This window comes from Thiothrix caldifontis (genome assembly GCF_900107695.1).
GTDB classification, from domain to species: Bacteria; Pseudomonadota; Gammaproteobacteria; order Thiotrichales; family Thiotrichaceae; genus Thiothrix; species Thiothrix caldifontis.
This window is the reverse complement of sequence record NZ_FNQP01000018.1, coordinates 22,713-46,214: the sequence shown is the minus strand read 5'-3', so window position 1 is coordinate 46,214 and position 23,502 is coordinate 22,713. Positions and strand designations below refer to the sequence as shown.

Annotated in this window: 21 protein-coding genes and 1 pseudogene; 6 read left to right on the top strand and 16 right to left on the bottom strand. The window is 49.3% G+C overall.

Going from position 1 to position 23,502, the window contains the following annotated elements; all coding sequences use genetic code 11:
• The 6 genes and pseudogenes from BLV87_RS19845 to BLV87_RS19110 all read right to left on the bottom strand — a co-directional run bounded on the left by BLV87_RS19845 (position 1) and on the right by BLV87_RS19110 (position 4,956).
• The gene (locus tag BLV87_RS19845) at positions 1 to 324 is read right to left on the bottom strand and encodes a hypothetical protein (protein WP_245707039.1); all 324 of its coding nucleotides are present in this window, start codon (positions 322 to 324) and stop codon (positions 1 to 3) included.
• Positions 325 to 591: pseudogene (locus BLV87_RS20085) on the bottom strand (TIR domain-containing protein); the annotation flags it as partial.
• A 58-nt stretch (positions 592 to 649) separates the two neighbouring features.
• Complete coding sequence (locus BLV87_RS13925) at positions 650 to 1,462, bottom strand: YfgM family protein (protein ID WP_139282190.1); 813 nt, start codon at positions 1,460 to 1,462, stop codon at positions 650 to 652.
• On the bottom strand, positions 1,446 to 3,422 hold the full coding sequence (locus tag BLV87_RS13920; protein ID WP_093069646.1) for an SEFIR domain-containing protein: 1,977 nt from the start codon (positions 3,420 to 3,422) through the stop codon (positions 1,446 to 1,448). The genes BLV87_RS13925 and BLV87_RS13920 overlap by 17 nt, the downstream gene beginning before the upstream one ends.
• Before the next feature lie 100 nt (positions 3,423 to 3,522).
• On the bottom strand, positions 3,523 to 3,924 hold the full coding sequence (locus BLV87_RS13915; RefSeq protein WP_093069644.1) for a DUF3037 domain-containing protein: 402 nt from the start codon (positions 3,922 to 3,924) through the stop codon (positions 3,523 to 3,525).
• 6 nt (positions 3,925 to 3,930) lie between these two features.
• Entirely contained in the window at positions 3,931 to 4,956 is a 1,026-nt protein-coding gene (locus tag BLV87_RS19110) for a hypothetical protein (protein WP_139282189.1), read from the bottom strand.
• 58 nt (positions 4,957 to 5,014) lie between these two features.
• On the opposite strand from BLV87_RS19110, the gene tnpA reads away from it, so the two are divergent.
• Positions 5,015 to 5,446, top strand: a complete 432-nt coding sequence (tnpA, locus tag BLV87_RS13905; RefSeq protein ID WP_093069641.1) for an IS200/IS605 family transposase — start codon at positions 5,015 to 5,017, stop codon at positions 5,444 to 5,446.
• Between the two features lie 78 nt (positions 5,447 to 5,524).
• Here tnpA and BLV87_RS13900 read toward each other — a convergent pair whose 3' ends face one another.
• A complete protein-coding gene (locus BLV87_RS13900; protein ID WP_093069639.1) occupies positions 5,525 to 7,474 on the bottom strand; it encodes an SEFIR domain-containing protein in 1,950 nt (649 codons plus the stop codon).
• A gap of 57 nt (positions 7,475 to 7,531) precedes the next feature.
• The gene (locus tag BLV87_RS13895) at positions 7,532 to 8,056 is read right to left on the bottom strand and encodes a DUF6155 family protein (protein ID WP_093069638.1); all 525 of its coding nucleotides are present in this window, start codon (positions 8,054 to 8,056) and stop codon (positions 7,532 to 7,534) included.
• A gap of 123 nt (positions 8,057 to 8,179) precedes the next feature.
• Here BLV87_RS13895 and BLV87_RS13890 point away from each other — a divergent pair, with 123 nt between their 5' ends.
• Together BLV87_RS13890 and BLV87_RS13885 are read left to right on the top strand one after the other, a co-directional pair.
• On the top strand, positions 8,180 to 8,413 hold the full coding sequence (locus BLV87_RS13890) for a ribbon-helix-helix domain-containing protein (RefSeq protein WP_093069636.1): 234 nt from the start codon (positions 8,180 to 8,182) through the stop codon (positions 8,411 to 8,413).
• A gap of 99 nt (positions 8,414 to 8,512) precedes the next feature.
• Positions 8,513 to 9,703, top strand: coding sequence for an ATP-binding protein (locus BLV87_RS13885; RefSeq protein WP_093069635.1), 1,191 nt, complete (start codon positions 8,513 to 8,515; stop codon positions 9,701 to 9,703).
• A 5-nt stretch (positions 9,704 to 9,708) separates the two neighbouring features.
• On the opposite strand, the gene BLV87_RS13880 is transcribed toward BLV87_RS13885, so the two are convergent.
• The 7 genes from BLV87_RS13880 to BLV87_RS13850 form a co-directional block, all read right to left on the bottom strand.
• On the bottom strand, positions 9,709 to 10,125 hold the full coding sequence (locus tag BLV87_RS13880; protein ID WP_093069633.1) for a PIN domain-containing protein: 417 nt from the start codon (positions 10,123 to 10,125) through the stop codon (positions 9,709 to 9,711).
• Positions 10,112 to 10,333 carry a hypothetical protein gene (locus BLV87_RS13875; protein ID WP_093069632.1) on the bottom strand — a complete coding sequence of 74 codons (222 nt, stop codon included), beginning with the start codon at positions 10,331 to 10,333 and terminating at the stop codon, positions 10,112 to 10,114. The genes BLV87_RS13880 and BLV87_RS13875 overlap by 14 nt, the downstream gene beginning before the upstream one ends.
• Before the next feature lie 79 nt (positions 10,334 to 10,412).
• Positions 10,413 to 11,489, bottom strand: a complete 1,077-nt coding sequence (locus BLV87_RS13870) for a DUF3616 domain-containing protein (RefSeq protein ID WP_093069630.1) — start codon at positions 11,487 to 11,489, stop codon at positions 10,413 to 10,415.
• Positions 11,489 to 12,472 carry an acrylyl-CoA reductase (NADPH) gene (acuI, locus tag BLV87_RS13865; protein WP_093069628.1) on the bottom strand — a complete coding sequence of 328 codons (984 nt, stop codon included), beginning with the start codon at positions 12,470 to 12,472 and terminating at the stop codon, positions 11,489 to 11,491. The genes BLV87_RS13870 and acuI overlap by 1 nt, the downstream gene beginning before the upstream one ends.
• Positions 12,465 to 14,069 (bottom strand): hypothetical protein, encoded by a 1,605-nt coding sequence (locus tag BLV87_RS13860; RefSeq protein ID WP_093069627.1) that lies wholly within the window; start codon positions 14,067 to 14,069, stop codon positions 12,465 to 12,467. Before BLV87_RS13860 ends, acuI begins: the two co-directional genes overlap by 8 nt.
• A 12-nt stretch (positions 14,070 to 14,081) precedes the next feature.
• Positions 14,082 to 16,850 carry a CHAT domain-containing protein gene (locus BLV87_RS13855; protein ID WP_093069625.1) on the bottom strand — a complete coding sequence of 923 codons (2,769 nt, stop codon included), beginning with the start codon at positions 16,848 to 16,850 and terminating at the stop codon, positions 14,082 to 14,084.
• Between the two features lie 13 nt (positions 16,851 to 16,863).
• Positions 16,864 to 19,632 carry a hypothetical protein gene (locus tag BLV87_RS13850; RefSeq protein WP_093069623.1) on the bottom strand — a complete coding sequence of 923 codons (2,769 nt, stop codon included), beginning with the start codon at positions 19,630 to 19,632 and terminating at the stop codon, positions 16,864 to 16,866.
• A 345-nt stretch (positions 19,633 to 19,977) separates the two neighbouring features.
• Between BLV87_RS13850 and BLV87_RS13845 the strand changes: the two genes are divergently transcribed.
• The 3 genes from BLV87_RS13845 to BLV87_RS13835 all read left to right on the top strand — a co-directional run bounded on the left by BLV87_RS13845 (position 19,978) and on the right by BLV87_RS13835 (position 22,256).
• Positions 19,978 to 20,838 (top strand): CHAT domain-containing protein, encoded by an 861-nt coding sequence (locus tag BLV87_RS13845; protein WP_093069621.1) that lies wholly within the window; start codon positions 19,978 to 19,980, stop codon positions 20,836 to 20,838.
• Between the two features lie 99 nt (positions 20,839 to 20,937).
• On the top strand, positions 20,938 to 21,813 hold the full coding sequence (locus tag BLV87_RS13840; protein WP_093069620.1) for an SPFH domain-containing protein: 876 nt from the start codon (positions 20,938 to 20,940) through the stop codon (positions 21,811 to 21,813).
• Positions 21,813 to 22,256, top strand: coding sequence for an NfeD family protein (locus tag BLV87_RS13835; RefSeq protein WP_093069618.1), 444 nt, complete (start codon positions 21,813 to 21,815; stop codon positions 22,254 to 22,256). The genes BLV87_RS13840 and BLV87_RS13835 overlap by 1 nt, the downstream gene beginning before the upstream one ends.
• On the opposite strand, the gene BLV87_RS13830 is transcribed toward BLV87_RS13835, so the two are convergent.
• Positions 22,253 to 23,455 carry a pyridoxal-phosphate-dependent aminotransferase family protein gene (locus BLV87_RS13830; RefSeq protein WP_093069617.1) on the bottom strand — a complete coding sequence of 401 codons (1,203 nt, stop codon included), beginning with the start codon at positions 23,453 to 23,455 and terminating at the stop codon, positions 22,253 to 22,255. The two genes, BLV87_RS13835 and BLV87_RS13830, sit on opposite strands and share 4 nt — an antisense overlap.
• Between the last annotated feature and the right edge of the window lie 47 nt (positions 23,456 to 23,502).

Genomic DNA, 23,502 nt, shown 5'->3' with positions numbered 1-23,502 from the left:
TTATAGCCTCGGTCGATGCTTGAGCGGTTTCAATGGTTTTAAGGTTAATTCTTCTGGCTCTGCTACCGTCCAGCCATCTTCCCAATCGGGAACACCTTGTAACCTTTGTACAATGTCACGAGCCACATCAGCTACACGTTCCTCAAATTCCATATACTTGGGGGTATCTACAAATGCACGAGCCGTTATTGCAAATTTGTGAAATTTTGCACATTGCCTAGCCCCCGCTTCATCAGGGAAAAAATCCCCATCGCTGAACACCACTGAATATAGAAATCCTGGCTCGTGGGACTGAACACCTACGTGTTCTTCACGAAGTAACATTGTTTGCCACTCCGCCTGACACCACTTCGAGTTAAAATAGGGAGGATTCCATATACATAATAACAACTTGGAGTGAATAAGTGCCCGTTTGAGTCGATCTCTCCAGTAAACCCCGTTGGGCATTTCGTGATCTATAAATATTCTCGGTACACAAGGCAGCTCTTGTGTAAGCTTTTTTTCAAGCATAGGGACAAAATGAGTCTGAACCCATACTTTAACACTAGTATCATGACAGTAACTCACAAAAACGTCGTATTCATAATCCATAGTTCTGATCAATAGTTAGTTTATGGTTTAAGCTGCGAAATATAGCAGTACACTGCCCCTAACGCAGGTGTTGTTGTAAGCCGGACAACTCAATATCACGGCGGTGGTAGCCGGTTTCGTTGATCAGCTTGGCGGCGGCTTCGATGTGCGCTTGAAGAGAAATCCCCCCTAGCCCCCCTTTTTCAAAGGGGGGAACAGCAGACCCCGTATCCTCTTGGCTTCCCCCTTTGCAAAAGGGGGATTGAGGGGGATTTTCTTCCTCTGCCACCAACAACCGCGCCATCTCCAAATGATAATCCGTCAAATGCAGCCGCATCCCGTTAAGCTCAACAATTTCCCACATCGCCTGTAAATCCGCACGGGCGCACCTGAAATCACCGATGGTACGGTAAAAGACTGCCCGTGCAAGATAGCCTCGTGGCAAGTGATCCTGATTGCCTGCTTCCTGAAGGGCATTCAATGCACTATCCAACCAAGCCTTGGCTTCATGGGCATTACCCTGCTGCAAATAGACACGCCCTATCAAAAGTTGAGACAGACCAATGTAAAGTGGGTGAGCATTTTTCTGTGCAATGGCTAAAGCATATTGGGTACGCTCTGCAACCTCCGCCAACTTCCCCTGCTCCAGTAGCAGTTCACACAAACGGAAGTTGGACAAAGAGTGTAACCGTGGATGTTCCGGGTCATGGCTCTGTTGGAGGTGTTCGGCATCCATGAAATGCGCGTATGCTTTCTGGGTTTCCCCTGCTTGATGCAGGGCACGGGCAAGAATGGAAACATTTTCCAGCCGTCGGGTAAACTTGGGGTCTTCTGGGTAGACGCCGTTCCATGCAATTTTTACTGCCCCTCCCACGTCATTTTGTGTTCTCATACAGGTGCAACGCTGTGGAAAAAGGCTCGATAGATTCATCCAAACGGCCTAATGCACGTAAGTTATATCCAGCAATACGCAATAGTTGGGCTTGGGTTTGCATATCGAGGTTAGGGCTGGGAATTACCCAAGGTTTGTCAAAGAAATGGATCAATGCTGCCAGATTATCCCCTGCTGCCCCTATTTTGTTGAGGTAATACCCTTTTTCACGGCTGACCCGATGCCAATATAACTTATCGAACACATGCTGATGTAATCCAGCAGCGCACCCATGCCCAATGGCATGAAACAGGGGCTGCATTTGTTCCAGTGTGTCGGGTTGTGTTTTTTCCGGGAGTGCCTGGTAATGGTTATAAAGAGAGGCGTGGGCTTGCTGCCAGGCATGGGGATAAGTTTCCCGTAGTTGCCGACCAAAATATTCACGGATGAGTGGGTGACAGTCCAGCAAGTCAGCTTTTGGGTTATGGGCAAATAATAATTTATGCTTGTCACGCAAGTCACGAATCGCCACTTTCCAGGCTGTTTCGGCGATACCCTGGGTCAGGTCAGGGATTTGTTGCCGCCACAAGACCTGTAACACGTCTGTTTCTATGGGGTGGTCGAACAACCCCAGCAAATGTAACAACTTGAGTTCCGGGGTATCAGCCAGCCATTTGCTGTAAGCCAGCATGACTTTGAAAGCGTGACGCTCAAGGTGATCATCATCACCAATGAGCTTAAGAATGGTGTCACGCTTGCGCACGTCACCATCCAGATAGGTATGCAGGGCATTGCCTAGCAAATGCAGTGTCAGGGCGTGGCAACCGTATTCGCGGACGGCTTTGCCCAAGCTTTGGTGATGCCCTTTGACTTTTAGCGATCTGAGTAAAGCCACGCCATCTGATTGGGTCAGGTTATGCAGGTCATGAGTCACCACATGATCGCGGTCACTGAGTTCAAATACCGCGATTTGGCTGGTGATAATGCACAAACTGGTGTGCTTACTGGCAAGGTTTTTTAGCAGTTGGCGAATGGCACGGTCTTTGAGTTCACCGCGCATTCCCCGACCAGCATGTTGCAATGGCTCTAATCCATCCAGCACCAGTAAGCACTGGTGGCTGATCAGCAGTTCCGCGAGGTAGTCACCCTTTTCCTCCTCCGAATTGAAACTGGATTTCTCTGCCTTCAGGGCTTTGAAGGCATCAAGGAAAAACGGGCTGGCGGATACCTGCTTGTCTTCGGCAGCCCCTTGCGAATAAAACGACCAAACAAGACGGTTAGGGATGTCAGTGTCGTGCTGGTTCAACCAATGGCGTAACAATTTGGTCTTGCCCGTGCCGCCAGCAGCGATGAACTGGATGATGCGGGTTCCATTGCCGGAAAGGGCATCATCCAGCAATTGCAGTTCGGCTTCGCGTCCGAAGAAGGCACCAGAAACAGTAGGGAGACGGTCGATATGGATGGTACTCGACATCGTTATACCAAGGTTAATTGGCGGTAGATGTGGTGTTTGTCTAGGAGTTGGTTTGACTGCTCTGGGTTGTTCGGTCAAAACGCGTAACAGCTTTTCGTAAGTCTCTGCTCTGCTCAGGTCGTAAGATGAAACCGACCTCAACGGTTTAGGGATAAATTTGATGTTGGTGCTAGCGAAAATGATCGGAATGAATTTCTTGTTCAGGCTATCGTTGTCATAGATGTCTTGATACGTTAGCAGGGATTCCCATTTCACGCCCTTGCCTGTCCCAGGTTTTTCTTTGCGTTGTACGCGGTTCAAATAGGTTTCGGTGCAGATGATGAGTACATGAGAGGCTTCAGTTAACATCTGTTCCATCCACAGCGCCCAACCTTCTTCCGGCGAACCATTGATGTATTGATCAATATCACAATCAACACCACTGTTGTTCAACCAGTTGGAAAGGGCTAATACATTTGCACTGTGTTCAGGAGAATCATGGCTGTAACTGATAAAAACCTTGGGCATGGATATTTTTCACGCTGCGGTTGGGATGACTGAATCATACCGTTTATCGGGTATTTTGTCTGTTTACATCAAGGCAGGGCGTGATGTTGAGTTGTAGTCTTTAAGCTGCTAATGATTGTTCTCGCTGCACATAGCGGCTGAATAACTCGTCTGCACTGGCTTGCGGGTCATCACCCAAAATCACCCCCGTGTGGGCATAACGGATAATGTCTTCGCGGGGGCGGATGAGTTCTTCATGCAAAGCGGCGGGGTTTGCCACGCTGGGTAACAGCTTTTGCACTCGCTGCAATTCGGTTTGTACCACGGCTAATGCTCCCTGAAACACTTTCATATCCAATGGGCTGAAAAAGCTGGTGATGCGTTGGTGTTGCCAGGGCGCAAGCAAGCGGAAGGCGAGTGCGCGGGTTTCTGGGGCGTACACGACCACGCCGATATTGGCGAATTCGCCAGTTTCCACGTCGGGTTGGAAGCGGATCAGGTTGTAGTGGAAGGCTTGTTTCATGGGGCATTATCCCTTGGTAATCGCTTGTTGTAATTCTAGCAGTTCCTTGTCGCGGCGGTGGTAGCCGGTTTCGTTGATGAATTTGGCGGCGGCTTCGATGTGCGCTTGAAGAGAAATCCCCCCTAGCCCCCCTTTTTCAAAGGGGGGAACCGCAGACCCCGCAGCCTTTTGGCTTCCCCCTTTGCAAAAGGGGGATTGAGGGGGATTTTCTTCCTCCGCAATGAGGAGACGCGCCATCTCCAAATGATAATCCGTCAAATGCAGCCGCATCCCGCTGCCGTCGGCGATATCAAACACTTCCTGCAAATCCTGCTGGGCACGGGCAAAGTCGCGAGTGTGGCGGTGCAGCGCGGCGCGGGCGAGGAGGCCCAAAGGTAAAAAAACACTTTGATTCGTAAGTCGTAAACTGCTTACCGATTTGTGAATCCATATGGCTGCTTGTTTAAACTGCTTTTCTTGTAACCAAGCTTTTCCTAAACTTAATAAGTCCAACGACTTTGATAAGTTATGATAGAATCCCTCACCAAGTTTACTCGTCTTCATTGCTCGTTGCTTTACTAACCTCGTGTTTCCAAACGTTAATAACAATTCGCAATAATAAAATCCTTGAATTGAGTATAAATAAATTACGCCTTGATTTTCAAACTGAATACTTTCTGCTTTCTCAAAATAATCAAGTGCAGCTAGGTTGTTTGACGTCTGGTGTAAAACATTAGCAATTGATACATATGAGGCTACTTTTACAAACCATTCAGTACTATTTTCAGAATACGCGATGCACTTAAATCCATTTTTTATGGCTGATGAACATTGTCCAAGGTTGAGAAGTGTATCAGTAAGAGCATACGCACTAACTACCACCTCGCCCCAATAAGATTGTTTTAGTGATTGAGTTATCGCTAACTGTATTACATCCTTAGCTTCACTTAATCTACCTAGCGATACTAAACAAGTACCTGCTCTATTTAATCGTATCGTAGAAATCCACGTTCTGTGAACGTGGTCAGAGTGCAAAGGCTTTGCCGTGAGCACGACCCAATGGTATTCCTCGAAAGAGCTGTCCCCACAGCCTCAACCCGAGGAAAAACCAATGAGTCGTTTTCGCAAACTATCACATACAATTTGGCATTGTCATTACCACATCGTCTGGACTCCGAAGTATCGTTACCGAATCCTGACGGGCGAGATCAAGCAGGAGGTGGAGCAGTGTATTCGCGCTTTCACCGAGTACCTGAAATGTGAACTGGTGGAGCTGAATATCCAAGCAGATCATGTCCATGTGTTGGTGCTGATCCCACCAAAATTGTCGATTTCCCAGTATGTCGGAACCGTAAAAGGTCGCACCGCGATTCGGGTACTGAACCGGTTTCGGCAGTTACGACGTAAGCCCTATTGGGGAAACCATTTCTGGGCACCTAGCTATTGCGTCGACACGGTGGGTTTGGACACCGAGAAGATCCGGGCTTACGTCAAGTATCAGGAACGCCAAGATCGCAGAATGGAACAACAGCAACTGTTTTGATTGAAGTTTAAACGGCTGCAGGGACAGCCTGCCTTGCCCCCTTTGGGGGCACAAGGCAAATTGATCCCCTTTTAGGGGTTATCTCAATCCCACCCTCTCTGAGGGTGGATTTTTTAGAATAGCTCCAACATTATCTTCTGATAGATTAGAAGATATAGTGTTCCATCCCCCAAGAAAAAATGATGACAAAATAGCTAGTTCATCACCTGTAGCTCCCAGTTCATCATGAACATAACTATAACTGAGGTAACTCTTTAATGATCGCTCAATACGTAACCAATACACTTCTTGCCACACTGTATTATGCAAATCCGCAGAGCATCCATGCACTACCGCACTGAATAGCGGCTGCATTTCTTCCAGCGTATCGGGCAACTCCTTCTCCGGTAGGGCTTTGTAATATTCGTACAGCCGTTCATGCGCCTGCTGCCATATCTCTGGCTGGTTATCTTTCAGTTGTTTGCCGAAGTATTCGCGGATCAGTGGGTGACAATCGAGTAGCTTAGGATTATTAGAATTATCGGTAAGCAAATACCATTCATTGCGTATCGCATCAATTGCATCCAGCCAATCGTCTTCACTAATTGCTGCGGTCAAGTCGGGAATTTGTGCCTGCCAGAGCACCCGTAATACCGCCAAATCAATCGAGTGGTCGAATAATCCCAGCAAGTTCAACAGCTTCAATTCTGGTGTACCTGCCAATACCTCCGCGTAAGTCTGCATCACTTTGAACGCATGGCGGCTTTCCCTATCCCCTGTCGGATTCACTAATGCTTTCAGTTGGATATGCTGATTCACATCGCCCTGATAGCGTTTGGACAACAATGCCCCTAACAGATTGAGTGCAAGGGCATGACAACCATAAGCTTTTACTGCCGTTGCCAAATCATCGGGCTTGCCGCGAACCTTCAGTGATTTCAGCAACTCTACCCCATCATCGACGTGCAGGTTCTCCAATGTATAGCGGATAACCAGCGGCTCATCGCGGTCACTGATTTCATAGAGCGGAATCCGCGTCGTAATAATGCACAACCCATCATTCTGCCCCATAAGGCTTTTCACCAATGCTTTTAGCGCCCGGTCTTTCAACTCGCCGCGATTGCCCTTATCGGCATGTTGCAATGGCTCTAAACCATCCAACACCAGCACACAACGTTGAGCATGAACCAATGCCGCAATGTGTCGCCCCAATGCTTCCGGTTGTTGATCAAAATAGCTCAAGGAATGCGGCGACTGTAAAGCTTCCAGCACATACAAGAAAAACGGCGTGGCAGAGGTCTGTTTATCCTCAGTTGAGCCTTGTGCATAAAACGACCATGCGAGATAAGTAATATCGCTGGTGTTGTCCAACCAGTGACGCAACAACTTGGTTTTACCCGTGCCACCTGCTGCGGTGAATTGAATAATACGAGTAACATTTTCTGTCCACACTGCATCCAATAAAGCCAGCTCGGCTTTTCGCCCAAAAAATCGGCCTTTGACGATAGTGAGTTCATCGGAATTAACGCAAGTGACCTTTAGTGTTGCATTGGTAGGCGGCAAATGGGGTGTTTGCCCCGGTTTTGGTTTGATTGCCAACGGTTGCCCGGTCAGGAAACGCAGCAGTTTTTCATAAGTGTCGTCACGGCTGAGGTCGTAATGTGAAACCGCCTTGAGTGGTTTGGGAATGAACGCTGCATTGTCGGCGGTAAACACAACCGGGATGAATTTCCGGTTCAAGCTATCGTTGTCGTAAATGTCCTGATAGGTCAGCAGGGATTCCCACTTTACGCCTTTGCCAGTTCCGGGTTTTTCTTTGCGCTGTACCCTGTTCAGATAGGTTTCGGTACAGATGATGAGCACATGAGAGGCTTCATCCAGCATTCGTTCCATCCATAAAGGCCAGCCTTCTTCCGGTGAACCATTAATGTATTGGTCAATGTCACAGTCAAGGTCGCTTTTATTCAGGCGGTCTGAAAGTGCTAAAACTTGCTGGCTATGCTGAGCATTGTCTGGTTCATGGCTGTAACTGATGAAAACCTTGGTCATGTGAGCAAGCCTTGTTTACCTAGTGGCGGGTTACTCATGCTGTCTGTCATGACACTCTCACGCATAAACATCATCATAGCTATCCCGCAATGAATCCCGATGCCCATAGCCTTCAGTGGCATTCCTGACGATGCTATACGCCCGATCCCGGAAATCCTCCAGCAGCTTGTGTGTCTGGATGAGCTGCAAGGCTTGAGTAAACATGTTTTCCGGGCGGGTATAATATTCCTCGCCATCTGGGCCATATTCCGAACAGAACCCTGACGTGCTTTCCACATACGTCAACATCATGTCAGCAATCAGCGCGGGTTCATTGGTTAGCTTTTTGAAGTCATTAAAGGCATTACGGGCAACCGAAAACCGAGCTTTGGGAAATCCGCGCCCAGTACCACCAAATTCCTTGATGATTATGTCCTTGTATTTTTTGGCTATTTCGCTGATGTCCGCATGTTGCGCCTGATAGAACTCCTTAACTGGCGAAAAGGTTTTGTACAGTTCGGCGATGTCAGCAATGAGTTGTTCTTTGCTTTTCTGGGCAAGATGCTTTTTTAAATCGGTCAGTGTGAAGGTTTGCTTGGTCATGTTTTCCTCGGCGATAGCTCAGTTCAGACCGTCATTCCGGCTTGTTGCTTGAGTTCGGTCAGTATTGACAATAATATTCCTAAGCTCAAGACTTTAGCGAGGTACAAACGGGAGAGGCAAGCCATGACAACATTGAATATCTCTTTACCCGAAGACATGAAAACGTGGATCAACCAACGGATTGTGAGTGGCGATTACAGCAACGCGAGTGAATACATCCAAAGCCTCATCAGCCGGGATTACCTGCAACAGCGTTTGGCAGAACCGCCCCCCGATGAATTTGCAAACATGAGCGAAGCAGAAGTCATGCAAATGGTGCGTGAAGAAATTCAAGCCTATCGCACAGGCAAAGCCTGAATACTGTGACAAGAAACCTATAAGTGATAATTTTTACCTAATGTTCTAAACTACACTTTAGACAAAAACTACTTTTCACTTAAATAGATTTCACAGACGATGATTTCACCCATCCTCCGTCAGACATCCGCCTTGATCCTCGCCCGACGGCAACCCGAATACCGCCGTTTCCTGCACACTCGCATCGACTTCGGCGAACAACTGATCGGCATCAAGGGCGCACGCGGTTGTGGCAAGACCACCGTGCTGCTGCAACACGCGCAAAGCTGCGGCTTGGAAGCCTCCCGCATCCTGTACATTGCCTGCGACCACCCGGCGATGGTGGATGTGGATCTGTATGCCTTGGCGCAAACCTTTTACCAGGAAGGCGGGCAACTGCTGCTGATCGACGAAATCCACAAGAGCAAGGGCTTTGCCGTTCACCTCAAGGCGATCCGCGACACCTTTGATTTGCAGGTGATCTTTTCCGGCTCGTCGGCGTTACGGCTGGAACACGAACTGGCGGATTTGTCGCGGCGTGCGGTGGTGCATGAATTGCCGGTACTGTCATTGCGTGAATTCATGGAAATCGAAACCGGGCAAAGCTTCACGGCTTATGCCCTGCCCGACATCCTCGCCAATCACGCCAACCTTGCGGCAAATGTCATGCAAACCGTGCGCCCGATTGAACAGTTCAAGAAATACCTGCGTTACGGTGCTTACCCGTTCTACCGTGAATCGCTGGATAATTACACCAGCAAGCTGCTGGAAGTGATCAACCTGACGATTGATTCTGACCTTGCCAGCCTCTACAGCATCGCCCCCGACAAACGGGATAAGCTGAAAAAGCTGCTGTACATGCTGTGCAGCACTGATCCGGTAGAGCTGAACATTTCCAAACTGAGCGCGGGGGTCGGAACATCATGGCCGACGCTTTCGCGCTATCTCGACAGCATGAGCGCGGGCAGTCTGGTGCATAGCGTGCGCGGCGGCAGCGGAATGCGCACCGTCAACAAGCCGGACAAGCTGCTGCTGGATAACACCAACCTGTTTTACGCGCTGTGTGCCAGCCCCAATGTCGGCTCGCTGCGCGAAAGTTTTTTTGTTTCACAACTGGGTTATCAGCATCAGGTGCATTACCACGACAAGGGCGATTTTCTCGTGGATGACCGCTGGGTATTTGAAATCGGGGGCGCGGGCAAAACACTCAAACAGCTTGCCAATCACCCGGAAGGCTATGCCGTGGTCGATGATGTGGTCATTGGGGATGGCAGGCGGATTCCGTTGTGGTTGTTTGGGATGTTGTATTGAGTGCGTCAAGCAAACGGATTCACAATCCGCACATTACCGATCACCCGCCCATCCTGCATGTCTTCCGACAACAGCACGGTACAAGCACTTTTCTGCGCCATGCGTACAATCAGTGAATCCCAAAATGAAAAGTTGTGTAGGCGATGCAAATCAATCGCTTGCACAATATCGTCAGGTGCAATACTAAACACATCCGCACGCGCACTGAGCAATTCGATCTTGCGACGGGCGGTTTCTACAGGTACTGACAGTTTGCGTGTGGCAGCGGCAAAATATTCCTGCAACACCTGCGTGGAAATAACCGCATTGCCGGTTTGCCAGCCGGATTTCAACAGGGCGAGGGCTTGCGCCTGCTTCTCCGGCTCTTTGCTGTCATCGGTGTAGAGCAGGATATTGGTATCGAGAAAGCTACGTTCTTTCATGCAATTCATCCCGATTGAATCTCCAGCCGTGCGAGTTACCCTGCCCACACAACGCGGCGAATTCATCGAAATCAGCCTCGGTTTTTTGCTGGCGGGTTAAGTGTTCCAGATATTCGCGGATAATCTGATTCAGGCTTTTGCCCATCGTCGTAGCAACCCGACGAGCTTCTGTCACAAGCGTGTCGTCAACAGACAGAGTGATATTCATGGCACAGTCTCCGTGTACACGTAATATGTGTATATTGGAATGGGTTTGCTTGACTTGCAAGTGTGTGACTATAAAACGTTCAACCGCTTGTGATTGGGAAAAGATCGGCTAATACACCGTCTTTGCCCCGCTTCCGCGCTTGTGCCGCATTGTCATACACCATTAACAGCGCATCCTGCCCATCCGCCTGCTGCCACAAACACATGCCTTCGGCATGGTCATCGCCGTGACCGTGGGGGATTTCAGTCACAATCTGTAAGGCTTCTGTTGTGACTAGGCTGTCAGCATTCGGGTTTGCCCCACCTAACCAACGGTAGACTCGCACCGGCCCGTCAATACTCATGGTTGGCCCTGCCAGAATCAGCAAATCATTGCCCTGTACGCACAAATCCCGCACCCCTAAACCATTGAGTGGCAGAAAATGCTTGCGGTAAGGGCGCTTGCCTTTACCTATCTTGACTAGCTGCAAGGTAGAGGGTGCGTCATTAGCGGCTTCCACCGCCAATTCCAGAATTACCGCCCAACCACGCAACACTGGGCCGCGCAAACCGAGAAACACGCGCTGACCCACCACGGCCAGCCCTTCGATGTCGAAACCGTTATCCTTACCGGGAATACGCAGGAATGCGCCGAGGTGCGGGTCATCGTGCAACGCATCCAGCAGCGCATTACCGTCTTTGTGGATCGGTAATTGTGCAGCAGGTGCTTGCAAGGTGGTGTTCCCATGTTCTTGCACCCATGGGATACGCGCTAACAAGTAACGGTTAGCGTCAGTAGTCAGCGTTGCCAGCCGTTCAATACCTTTGCTGGCATTACCGGATTTGGGCTGTTTACGCTTGAGGCTATGCGAACCAACGAGCCACAAATAACCATCGGCACAGGCCAAGCCTTCCACATCGACTTCGTTGTCAGCGGCAGCGGCTGCAACGGGCAGTTTCAGGTAGTCATGCAGGTTAATACGGGTGTGGGCGGCATAATGCGGGTTGCCATCCGGTGTTTCACCTTGGTAGGTGAGGCGTTCCAGATGGGTGGTTTCATCGTTAGCAACCCACAAACTATCCCCGATTGGCACGACGGCGGAAAGTGCATCGCGGCACGCCAACGCCGGTGGTGCGAAGGTCAGTTGCACAGGTGTTATGGTGTGTTTCCGCTGCATCACAGGTTCAAATTCACCAATAGCCGCCCCTGAATGCGCCCTGCCAAAATGTCTTTGGCGGCTTGCGGCACTTCTTCCAAGGCAATCGCGCAACCCAATTCGGCATAGGCACTCGGTGGCATGGCAGCAGCAAGGCGTTCCCATGCACGCAGCCGCCGTGCTGGCGGGCAACTCACTGAATCCACCCCGCGCAGGCTGACATTGCGTAAAATGAACGGCATGACTGTGGTGTTCAGCTCGAAACCTCCGGCTAAACCGCAAGCCGCCACCGTGCCGCCGTATTGCATTTCAGCCAAAACCCGTGCCAAGGTGTTGCCACCGACCACATCCACCGCACCGGCCCAGTTTTGGCTTTCTAAGGGATGTGCCGGTCGGCTCATTTCTTCGCGTGAAATAAAGGCTTTTGCGCCCAAACCCGTCAGGAAATCTTGCGTTTCCGGGCGACCGGATACCGCCGTGACCGCGTAGCCGAGTTGTGACAGCAGCAATACCGACACGCTGCCCACACCGCCTGCTGCACCCGTGACTACCAGGTTGCCGGAATCGGGGGTAACCCCCGATTCTTCCAGCGCCATCACACACAACATGGCGGTAAAGCCTGCGGTGCCGATGATCATTGCTTGTTTGGCATCCAAGCCCGCTGGCATGGGGACTAACCAATCAGCTTTGACCCGCGCTTTCTGGGCAAAACCACCCCAGTGGCGTTCGCCGACCCCCCAGCCGGTGAGGATCACCTGATCACCCGGTTTGAAGCGGTCGGATGCGGATTCGGCGACTGTCCCCGCAAAATCAATCCCCGGAACCATTGGGAAGTTGCGGATAATTTTGCCAGTACCCGTGACCGCAAGGCCATCTTTGTAATTGAGCGATGAATAGGCAATGTCGACTAAGACTTCGCCTTCAGGCAAATTGTCAACATTAAGGCGGCGGATTTCTGCGTGGGTTTTGCCTTCCACCTGACTCAGGATAAGTGCTTTAAACATGAGATCCTCCTTGGAGTTTTGTTATGCTTGCTTCGGTTTCGGCAATAATACGTTCCATGCGTATTCTTTCCTCTACATGCGTTTCAACATCGTATTGCTCATACAGGCGGTTTAATTTATCCACCAAAGCGGCACAACGCTTTTCCCGTATTTTACTCAGCATGGGTTCTATGACTTTATTTTCCATACTATCACTAAGCCCTGACAATAGGGCAATCGCGGCGAATCCACTACCGCCCAGCAACGCAATCGCAAAACTGCCCTGATAGGTTTTTAACCATGCTGGAATCGAAATTTCCATTGGAACCAGACCTAACAGCAGGAAATAAATACTCGCCCCCACGATTGCGCCCACGAAAACAGGCATGAGCTTTAGCGTCGGCGGCACATGGTGCTGCTTTTGCCGCCAATAATACCTAACAGACAGTATAACACCGCCCATCATTCCGCCCACCACCGCCAATAGCAGATGGAATACCGGCCATATCACCTGAATGCGGGTCTGCGCCCCACTCAAGCGGGCAGCACTGGCGTCAATGTCAATCTCCCCGGCAGCCAATGGAATTAAACGGGCGTCGATATGCGATTTTCCTTCAGGAAAACAAACGGTTCTCGTAGCATTGTCGTTGCTGGTGGCTTTGTCTTCGCAGTAATTTTCCGACTCTAGCCGGGCATTGCCTGAAACTCTAAGCTCAACCGGGTATTCAGTGCTGGGTACTGGTCGACCTTCATCATCCACCAGCCCGATGGCGACAGCAGCCTTTTCCAGCAATTGCAGGTTGTCCGGTGCTTTCAGTTTGATCCCCTTGACCGGCGGAATGAACTTGACTTCAACCTTGCCATCGTCAATTGGTTGCATATTAGCACCGACAGATTTCTTGAAATTCACTGTCACCAGCCCCGGTTTATTAGATGTTAGTTGGACTTTGCCATTGTATTTACAACGTGGGATGGTAATGGAGGGGGTGGATAACGTTCCACCCAGTGCTTCCAGAATGATTCCCACATCATGATCAATGTAATTCTGATTACTGCTGATCATGGCTTCGATCGTTACTGAATCTTTGCCATTAGCAGGAACACCTTCCTCTGAATTTGCCACTAAAGTAATCTCCCAAGGTGTCATTCGATCCAGCATTTCCAAAGGAGGGCATTCCTCATCAGCACTGGAACCGCCGCGCACAATCTCTGTTTTGTCCTTATCCGTCAGTGTTTTAGGGTCTTTGCTGATCAGGTGTAACACGGCTGAATACAGCCTGTCGTTTTTGGCGGCAAAGCGGTACAAACCCAGCGAGTCCAGTTTGACCGGAACCTTTAGGGTTGATGTCCCTTGCGGCAAGGTCAGCACTTTCTCGGTAATTTGCTTTGCCGGATTGGTGATTGCCAGCCGGACTGTCTGCGCTTGGCAGGGAACAACCCGTTGTCCGTTGTCATCCAGCAGTTGCAGGGTCAGATTGGCTTCATCGCCCTGGAAATAGAGATCCTGTTCTTGTTGCAAAGCCAACCGGAAAGGGATGCCGCAATCACCTGCCCAAAGTTGGCTGGACATCAGCAGGGTGATAACAAAAGTAATCTGTTTTGCCCAGTGTATTAACATCAATGCCAAACCTTATTGAGGAACACCAAAATAGACGAAGCCTGCCCAGTAAAAGGGGTGACTGGGAATACCACCACCTTTAATCATTTCCAATTGTGCATCCCGAAAAGCATCATAGGGTACTTTCATTTTTCCCTGTTTCCCTATGAATTTGTACATGTCGCCCATCAAAACTGACGTTGATGCGTCATTGACCTCCCACAATGAACCGATTTTGGATGGCACACCTGTGGAGGCAAACTGATGCACCATACCTGCTAATCCAAGCTTAGCAACTGATTCACCCATGGGAGCGTTGGTCACGTTTGAATCTACCGCAGTTTCACAAGCAGACAAAACCACTAATTGAACCTTTCCAGAACTCTCTATGGAATCATCACCTAAATCAGGCATATCATCTTGCGTCAGTTTCCCATCTTCATTTTGGGAATTACCTTTTGCCAAATATAAAACTGATTCCTCCGGTGAGGCTTTCCCGTGCGCTGCCACATGTATAATTTCGTGTTTACCCCATTCTTCCTTGAAAGCTTGTTCTGTCGCTTGCTCACCTTTTAGAACCTTAACCAAACTTTGGGGGAGATTTTCTTTAATTTTGTCCGCCTCTTTTTCTGCGTTAGCGAGTTCTTTTAGCCCTGCGGGTAGCGGTTGCGGGTTAGCAAAAACAGCTACTGATTGCAAATTTATACCAGATCGATTTTTATCAAAAGCATCGTATAAGTCGTTTATCGAATGTGCATACGTCACACGTTTGCTTTCAACCAAGTATTTCTGGTCTGGCGAAATCAAAGCTTCAAAAGGTATGTATGTAAGATAATCATGTGGATAAATTATGAGTGTTTGGTTGTCTTGGATCATCTCCTCTATAGGTGAAATAAAAATGGTATACAGTGAAGCCAGAATCTCCTTACCTGAAGTATTTTCTTTATGCTGTAGATAGCTTCGAGCGGAAAGAACGTAGTCATGCAACTTTGCTTGATCCAAATTGGCTAGAGTATAAGCAACAGGCTTACGCCCGCCACGCGATACAAAAGCATAAGTTGCTTTGATGGCTGGAAAATAGGTAATGACAGCCGTATCTGGTGGTAAGTTACTAGCTTTGTTGACTGAAGTTGTCGCGAACTCTAGTGTAACTTTTTGGGTAATGTCTTTCTGCCTATCCTGAAACTCTTTTGCTGCGGTATCCATTAATGTTTTTACGCCTTTACCACCCTCTAACAAAGATTTGGCGGCTTGTTCACGGAGTTCTTTTATTTTTTCCCTCGTTAATGCGTCTTTAGTATTTGTATCACTCTCTGCTGAGTTGGAATCAGAGTCCCCCCCTCTGCTACTCAGCATATATTCATCCAGCGCCCGCAAGCGACTACGCTCAATGTATTCCAGCGCCCCCGCAATATCCCCTTTCTCCATTAGCAGCGATACCAAGCGTTCATACACATTGCTATTGACTTCGGTGAACAGCTCCTGCGCCACCTGATCCCCATGCACATCGCCACGGATCGACTCCAGATTATCCACGGAGGCTTTATAATCCCGTTCCGCCAGATCAATCTTGCCCAGCCGTTCATAGGCAAGCGCACGTTCATATAACCCCACGCGCAGCCACTCACGATCCCTTAAACGGGTATAGATTTCATTGGCTTTATCCAGTGCCTGAAGCGCTTTTGGGTATTGGCCACCGGCATTATGCGCCCGTCCGATATTGAGGTGGCTACGCCCCACACCGTCTGGATAGTCCAATGCTTGGTAGTTTTGCAAACCTTGTTCAAAGTAACGGATAGCGGTTGGAACATCATGCCTTTCCAAGGAGATTTCACCCAGATGATTGAGCGCCAAACCCATTTCGATGGGATTTTCACGGTGCAAAACCAAAGCCTCTTGCAGGTATTGTTCGGCAAGCGCCAGATTTTTAGTGTGATCATTCTCAGGCGAGTAGATCAGTAACTCGGCGATAACCCGTTTGCTCGTGCCAATTTCATGCTGTAACTCCGCAGGAAAACGCTTGCTTATCGTTAAGGCACGTTCGTATTCCTGCAAAGCTTTGACGAAATCGCCTTGCTGACGTAACACCGCGCCTTTGGTAGCGGCGGCGTAAAGCTGCAAACGGGTGTGTTGTGCTTTGATGGCGTGCGCTTCCGCCTGCTCCAGTACAATCATGGCCTTGGCGTAACGGCGCAGGTTATAAAATAAACCACCTTGGTTATTCAGGGTTTGGGCAATATGGGCGTGGTCGTTCTGGGCAATCGCATCCGCCAGTGCCTGATCCAAGGCTTGTTCCGCTTTATCAAACTGACCAAGGTTGCTGAGCGTATTCCCTAGATTATTCCTATTGCGGATCGCGAATAAGGGTTGGTCAGTTTGTTTCAGTAAGGGTTGCGCTTGTTCCATGTACGACTTGGCTTTGTCATAGTCGCCAAGCCGGTAGGCTAATTCACCCAATAGCATGAGGTAGGAGGCGGTCAAACGCTGGTCATTCACGGCACGCGCCAACGCCAGCCCAGTGTCCAGATAATCCCGTGCGACCAGCAGTTTTCCTTTGGTGATGAGGGTTTCCACATGGGGTTGCAGCTTGTTAGCAACTTGGACTTTTGTTGCTGGGGTAGCAGCAATACGTTGGTAATCCTGTAATGCCCCTGCATAGTCAGTTGCTATAAACCGGCATTCAGCCGCAACCCATACATCCTTGGTTTGATTGCTGCAATCCAGCTTGGCTACCCCCATGGAGGAACAGCCAGCCAGACCAGCCATAAATACCACTATCGCCAGTAATAACCTTGCCCCCATGGTGATTGTCCTATCAAGGGTTTACTGCCAAAGCAGGTTGGATCACTTGATCAGTTAATGCGTCAATGACTGTCACCGTGCCGTCTATAGAGTTGGCGACATACACCTTACCCTGATCTGCTGTTACCTTGACAGGCCCGTTGCCGACGGGAATGGTTCTTTCCACGGTTTCTGAAGCAAGGTTAATGACCGCCACATGATTGGAGAAATAAGCGGGGACATAAGCTTTACCATTTGCCTGCACAATATCCATGGGCTTATCACCAATACGCTCAATGATTTTATTGACGGTTCCTGTTGTCATATCCACAACCGTTACACTATTGCCTGTACCACAGGATTTAACTTTCTTGTCTGTGTCTGTGCATCTACTAAACTGCTTGTCACCGCTATTCACTACGAAAGCGCGAAGATTCGTTCCCTTCGCATCATCAGCAGCAAGTAGCATGGACGATGCCGCGTGATTGCCAACAAGTACAGGGTTGGGCTTACCGCCGACGAAAGCGGCAAGTTCAACTTTTGTTATTTTGCCATCAGTTCCCAATGTCACATCAAATACAGAAACTGAAGCTCCAGAATAAATGTCGTCGGGATAAGTTCCTGTAGGTTTTCCTAGATAATCCAATACAGCCACTTTACCTTTAGCTGCCTCGGTGGGAGTCGCCTCTATGGGGAAATACTCAATATCAATAGGTAAAGGCTGCTTCTCGTTTAAATCTGTTGAACCAAACAGGCTAACAGAGGTGGGGGCAGTCTCATTTATATTTGAATACAACATCTCATTTCGAGAAGAATTATTTATTGCCCCGTATGAAGTAGCAAAAATAAAATTATTACTAGGCGCAATAATGCGTGTAGATTCTTCATAACCAAAATTAGGTGGGGGGATTCTTAATCCAGTCGAAGATGTAGCGCCAAAAAGGCTAATACCACTTTGAGGAGTAAATGGAAGATAATCAGTAAATCCCCCTGCATATCCTGCAATCAAACTGGTTCCATTTGGTGTTACTGCGAGAGAAAATGGTGCTGTTAATGATGCCGTGGTCAACTCCCTCTCCTGTACCCCTGTTCTTAAGCCAATAACGGAGATGGATTTTCCGGGCGTTTGAAAAGTTCCGGTATTAGCCACATATGCCTGACCATTACTAGCAGCAACCACTGAAGCAGGTGCTAACAAGCTCCGTATAGTCGTCAGAGGAGTCCAGGTGCTTGTATCCACAAAAGAAGCACTGTTAGCACCTGTATTGGTAGTTACTAACACATCATTGGCAACATCAAGATCGAATGGGCCAGATCCTCTTGCGGCAATCGAGGCTGATTTTTGTCGGGAGTTCGCATCAATCACTGTGATAGCATCTGCATGAACCACATAAACCTCTGAACCGTCAGGTTTAACCGCAATGGCAAAAGCTGATTTCTTACTTGGAATTTCAATCGGCGTGACTGCTTGCCCCGGATTACTTGCTAACAGTGTTATATCAATTTCTGACATCCTATTAATTGAATTATCATCACGCAAATCGCCATTCGGGCAGGTCGCAGCAAGATAAGCTTTCTGTATGTCAAACTCATTCTTGCTCTTATCGTTTTGATGACCGTAAATAGCCATCCCTGCTATTTCAGCATCAACCGTCAAGGGGCTTCCTGCTAACACTTGTTGGGTTTTAAGATCAATAACACTAACGGAACGTGATAGCCCAGCATTTGCACATTCTCTTTGTGTTGAATCACTGATAGAGCCATCACTCTTACCGATATTTGCAACGAAAGCCCATTTTCCATCCGGGCTGATTGCGATAAAGCCGGGTTTTTCCTTGGTCGGGCTGATTCCTGTATCACTCAGTAGTTTACGCCCTAAACTCTGACTATTAATCACGGAAACAGTGCCATCACCACTGTTACTTACTAAAATCAAACCCACTTCACTAGGCGTCACGGCAACGTGGCTCGGTTGAGACTCATCACTAATTTTTCTACCTTGACCATTGGCAAGATTAATTCTGAATAACGCATTATTACCTTTATCGGTGACATAAAGATATTTGCCATCCGGTGACGGTGCTAAAGACGACGGGTGTTTAAAGGTAATGGCTGGTTCACTCGTGACTTCATTGACCAGTGTTGACAGGTTGGTTAGCTGCCATGTATTGGAATCAACAATGACAACGTTGCCATTTTTTTCAGGAATGGTGCTAGGACTGCCGCCAGTATCCACACCAGGAATGAATCCTTCGCTCGCTATGTATATCTGGTTATTACTGGCGGATACGCTGATAGAAACTGGGTTAACGCCAATATCTGGCACTGTTTTAACAATGCTTAATGTCGCCGTATCAATGACAACCAGTTGTTGCACACCGGGACAGGTAATATAGAGCTTTGTACCATCTGAACTTATTGCTAAATTGGCAACAATGAGCCTGTTGGCAAACTGATTTCCCCAACGATTATCAACGATTTCAGGAATATCAATAACCTTTATTAGTTTGCGTGACGCTGTATCGTAAACATTCAGTGTATTATGCAAGCGATCAACCGCATAGAGTCGCGATCCATCAGGGGCTATAACTGCACGGTTAAGTTCGGAGGTAAATGGCAGTATCGCAGCGGGCAATACTTTCAATTGATTAGTCGCAAGTACAGCCCCAGCACCCGTGACAACACCCGACGAACTAGCCACTACGCCAACAAGAGCCGCTGCACAGCCAATCAATACTAATCCCATGACAGAAAATACAATATATCTATTGACTTCTCGAATAGTTTTTAAAAAATAAAACATGACTCACTCCTTACCACTAACAAGGTGCTATTTATCGTGTTTCCCCCTCATTTTTATTGTGTGTAACTACCAATGAGGTAGTTGATAAGGCTTGCATTATTTTATTTACTGTATAGTGGCCATGCTTTTGGTTTTTTTATAAGTATTTTATAAGTACTAGATGAGATGCAAAATTTGAAGAAGGTAATCATACGAGTGTAGTTGCTTTGATCAGAAAGAAATGATTGAATTTTAATCATTTTCTTCAATAATATTGCACTCTGAATGTTACACCAAAGAAATCCACTATTCGCTGTACTAAAATAGTGGGCAATACGCGTGCATCACCAGACAAAGGGCAAGCCAATGACCATCCTCCTCCTCGGTGCTAAAAGTAAACGCCACCCGCTGGAATCTGTCCCCGCCGAACTCAGCCGCCTCAAGCAGCTTTTCAGCAACGCCCCCCAGTTGCAAACCACCGTAGCCTACGAACCCTACCTCACCCGTAGCATCCTCACGGAAGAATTGCGCCGCCTCACCGATCAGGTCAGCCTGTTGCATTTCGCCGGACACAGCAGTGCTGAGCAACTGCAAGCCGACGACGAACTCGTCTACGCCCGCCACATCGCCGACATCCTCCACACCTGGCAGCACAAACCCGAGCTGCTATTCCTCAACGGCTGCAACAGTGCCGAACAAGCCAAGCTGTTCCTAGAAGCGGGCATCCCCTGCGTCATTGCCACCCACAACTACATCAATGACCACCTAGCCGCCCTGTTTGCCTACGAATTCTACGCAAACCTGCTCACCAAACCGGACAAGGTAACGCTTGCCGAAGCCTTCGCCCGTGCCGGTTCGATGACCCTGGTCAGTGAAAACCGCGCTCCCCGCTCACTGGACATCGACACCATCCCACAAGCCAGTACCGGCTCTTGGGACTGGGGGCTTTTCACCCGTGACCCCGCTCTCCCAACCCAGTGGACACTTGCCACCCTCCTGCAAAATACGCCTGCTGCCCCCGTCGCAGCATTGGACTTCATCACCCAAGCCAAACTGGACGGCCTGAAAACTCGTTGGCAACGTATTTACGCGATTCACCAAGCGGTGCTGGAACAATACGATCACGAAACCCATATCGAAGAAAAAATACACATGGCCTACGTCATGAAAAAAAAGCGGGAAGATCTGGAAGCCATCGAAAAGGAGCTTGCCGCCCTCAACCATTAACCTCATCTTCATCTGGAAATAGTCGCCCTTTGCCCCTCGCAGGACTACACTGATACCGCATACCAACAACAAATCCACCGCATCTGCAAGGAGCTATTCATGACTGAATTTGCCATCGCCATCCTAGTCTTCATCGCCGCGCTCATTTTCATGGGCGTTAAAATGGTACCACAAGGCTACAATTACACCGTCGAGCGCTTTGGGCGTTACGTTACTACCCTGCAACCCGGTTTAGGTTTGATTATTCCGGTGATTTACCGCGTCGGGCGCAAAGTGAATATGATGGAACAAGTGCTCGACATCCTTCCCCAACAAGTCATTACCGCCGATAACGCCAACGTCAATATCGACGGTGTGGTGTTCTACCAAGTGTTTGACCCCGCCAAAGCCTCGTATGAGGTAGCTAACCTGCAACACGCGATTCTCAACCTGATCATGACCAATTTGCGTTCGGTGTGCGGCGGCTTGGAACTTGACCACCTGTTAAGCAAGCGCGATGAAATCGGCGCACGGGTACTCGCCATTGTGGATGAAGCCACCAACGCATGGGGTGTCAAAGTGCTGCGTGTCGAAATCAAAGACATCGAACCGCCCGCCGAACTGGTACGCGCCATGAACCTGCAAATGACCGCCGAACGCCAAAAACGCGCCCAAATCACCGAGTCCGAAGGCAAAAAGCAAGCGCAAATTCTTGAAGCCGAAGGCATGAAAACCGCCGCCTTCCTGCGTGCCGAAGCCCGCGAACGCGAAGCCCTTGCCGAAGCCAAAGCCACCCAAATGGTTTCCAAAGCCGTGGCAGAAGGCGATGTGCAAGCCCTCAACTACTTTGTGGCGCAAAAATACGTCGAAGCACTGGGCAAATTTGCCGATTCCGACCAGCAAAAAACCATTTTCATGCCGCTGGATACCAGTGGTCTGATGGGTTCCATCGGCAGCATCAATGAACTCTGGAAAGCGATGAAGGATAAAACCTGATGGACATGCAACAGCTTGAATTCTGGCATTGGCTGATTTTCGGTGTGTTGCTAATGGCGCTGGAAGTCTTCATTCCTGCCATGTTAGTCATGTGGTTTGGGTTTGGTGCTATCGTGACCGGTATCGCCTTGTGGCTTTTCCCGTCATTGCCGCTGAGCGGGCAAATCCTGATTTTCGCGTTGGTGTCGCTGGTGAGCGTCTTTGGCTGGCGCAAATCGCGCTTCAGTGAGGCGAATATTCATTCAGATACGCCCGATCTCAACAACCGTTTGCACAGTCACCTCGGCAAGGAATACACCCTGACCGAGGCGATTATCAACGGGCGCGGCACCATGCGCGTCGGCGACACAGCTTGGCGAGTACGCGGTGACGATCTGCCATCCGGCACACGGGTACGTGTTACCGGCGTAGACGGGGTGATTTTTATCGTGGAAAAAGCCTAACCTTCGCCCGACAACACCCGTTCCATTTCTGCCATCCCCGCTGGCAAATCCAGTTCTGCCCCTGCTGCCCGCATACTCGAACCGAGTGCGTGCAAGGTGCGGAACAGGTTGTAAGCGCGGCTTTGTTCGCCCATTTGCCCGATACGCAAGATATTCAGCCCAAACGCGCCGGAAATTTCCACCTTATGCACTTTCGACATGTGCGCACGGACGACATCGGCAGACACATGATCGGGCACGACAATCCCCACCACCGAATTCAAGCGATGCTGCTTTTCGATCAATAGCTGCAAACCCATGGTTTCGATCCCCGCTTGCAGTGCTTCGGAACAGCGTAAATGGCGCTCAAAGCGTTGCGGTAAGGTTTCCTCACACACCAAGCGCAACGCTTCGTGCAAGGCGAGGATGCCAGAAACCGGCGCGGTGTAATGGTAAGATTTTTGGTTCCAGAATTTATCCGCCAATTGCGCATCCAAACACCAGTGGAATGGCAGCTCTTTGCGCGGCGCAATCTTTTTCGCCCAAGCCGATTCAGAAAATGCCAGCAAAGACACCCCCGGAATGGATGACAAACCTTTTTGCCCGCCGGTAATAATCGCATCCACCTGCCAGCTATCCATTGCCAATGGCATGGTGCTTAGGGTGCACACCGCATCAACAATCACCAGACAGCCGTAGCGTTTGGCAAGCTTGGCGATTTGGTTGAGGTTTTTGTTGCACACGGTGTTAGAAGTTTCGCCTTGCACTAGGGTGACTACATCAAATTGCCCTTGCTGCAAAGCGCGTTCGACCAAGGCAACATCCGCGCCTTCGTTGTGATGAGCTTCCAAAATGGTCGGCTCTCCCCGTACCCGCCGCACCATTTCTGCCATGCGTTGGCTGAAATAACCATTGGTAATGCACAGCACCCGTGAACCGGGTGTCACCAGATTGGCAACCGCCATTTCCATTGCGGCGGAACCGGGGCCACTTACCGCCATGACGTGGCTGGATTCGGTTTGAAACACATAGCGCCCCATATCCTTGACCTGTTCAATCACCCGGCTCATGGTTTCGCCCAAGTGATTAATAACGATCGAGTTTGCTGCCGCGACTTTTTGCGGAATTGGCACAGGCCCTGCGCCCATCATTAGTAACGGCTCATCAGGCAGGATGTGATCCAGTGGCACAATACTGGGCGGAGGGAGTAATTCAATCATGGCAATACAGTCCTTCAAAATACGTGAAGCGATTTTACGCGGATTAG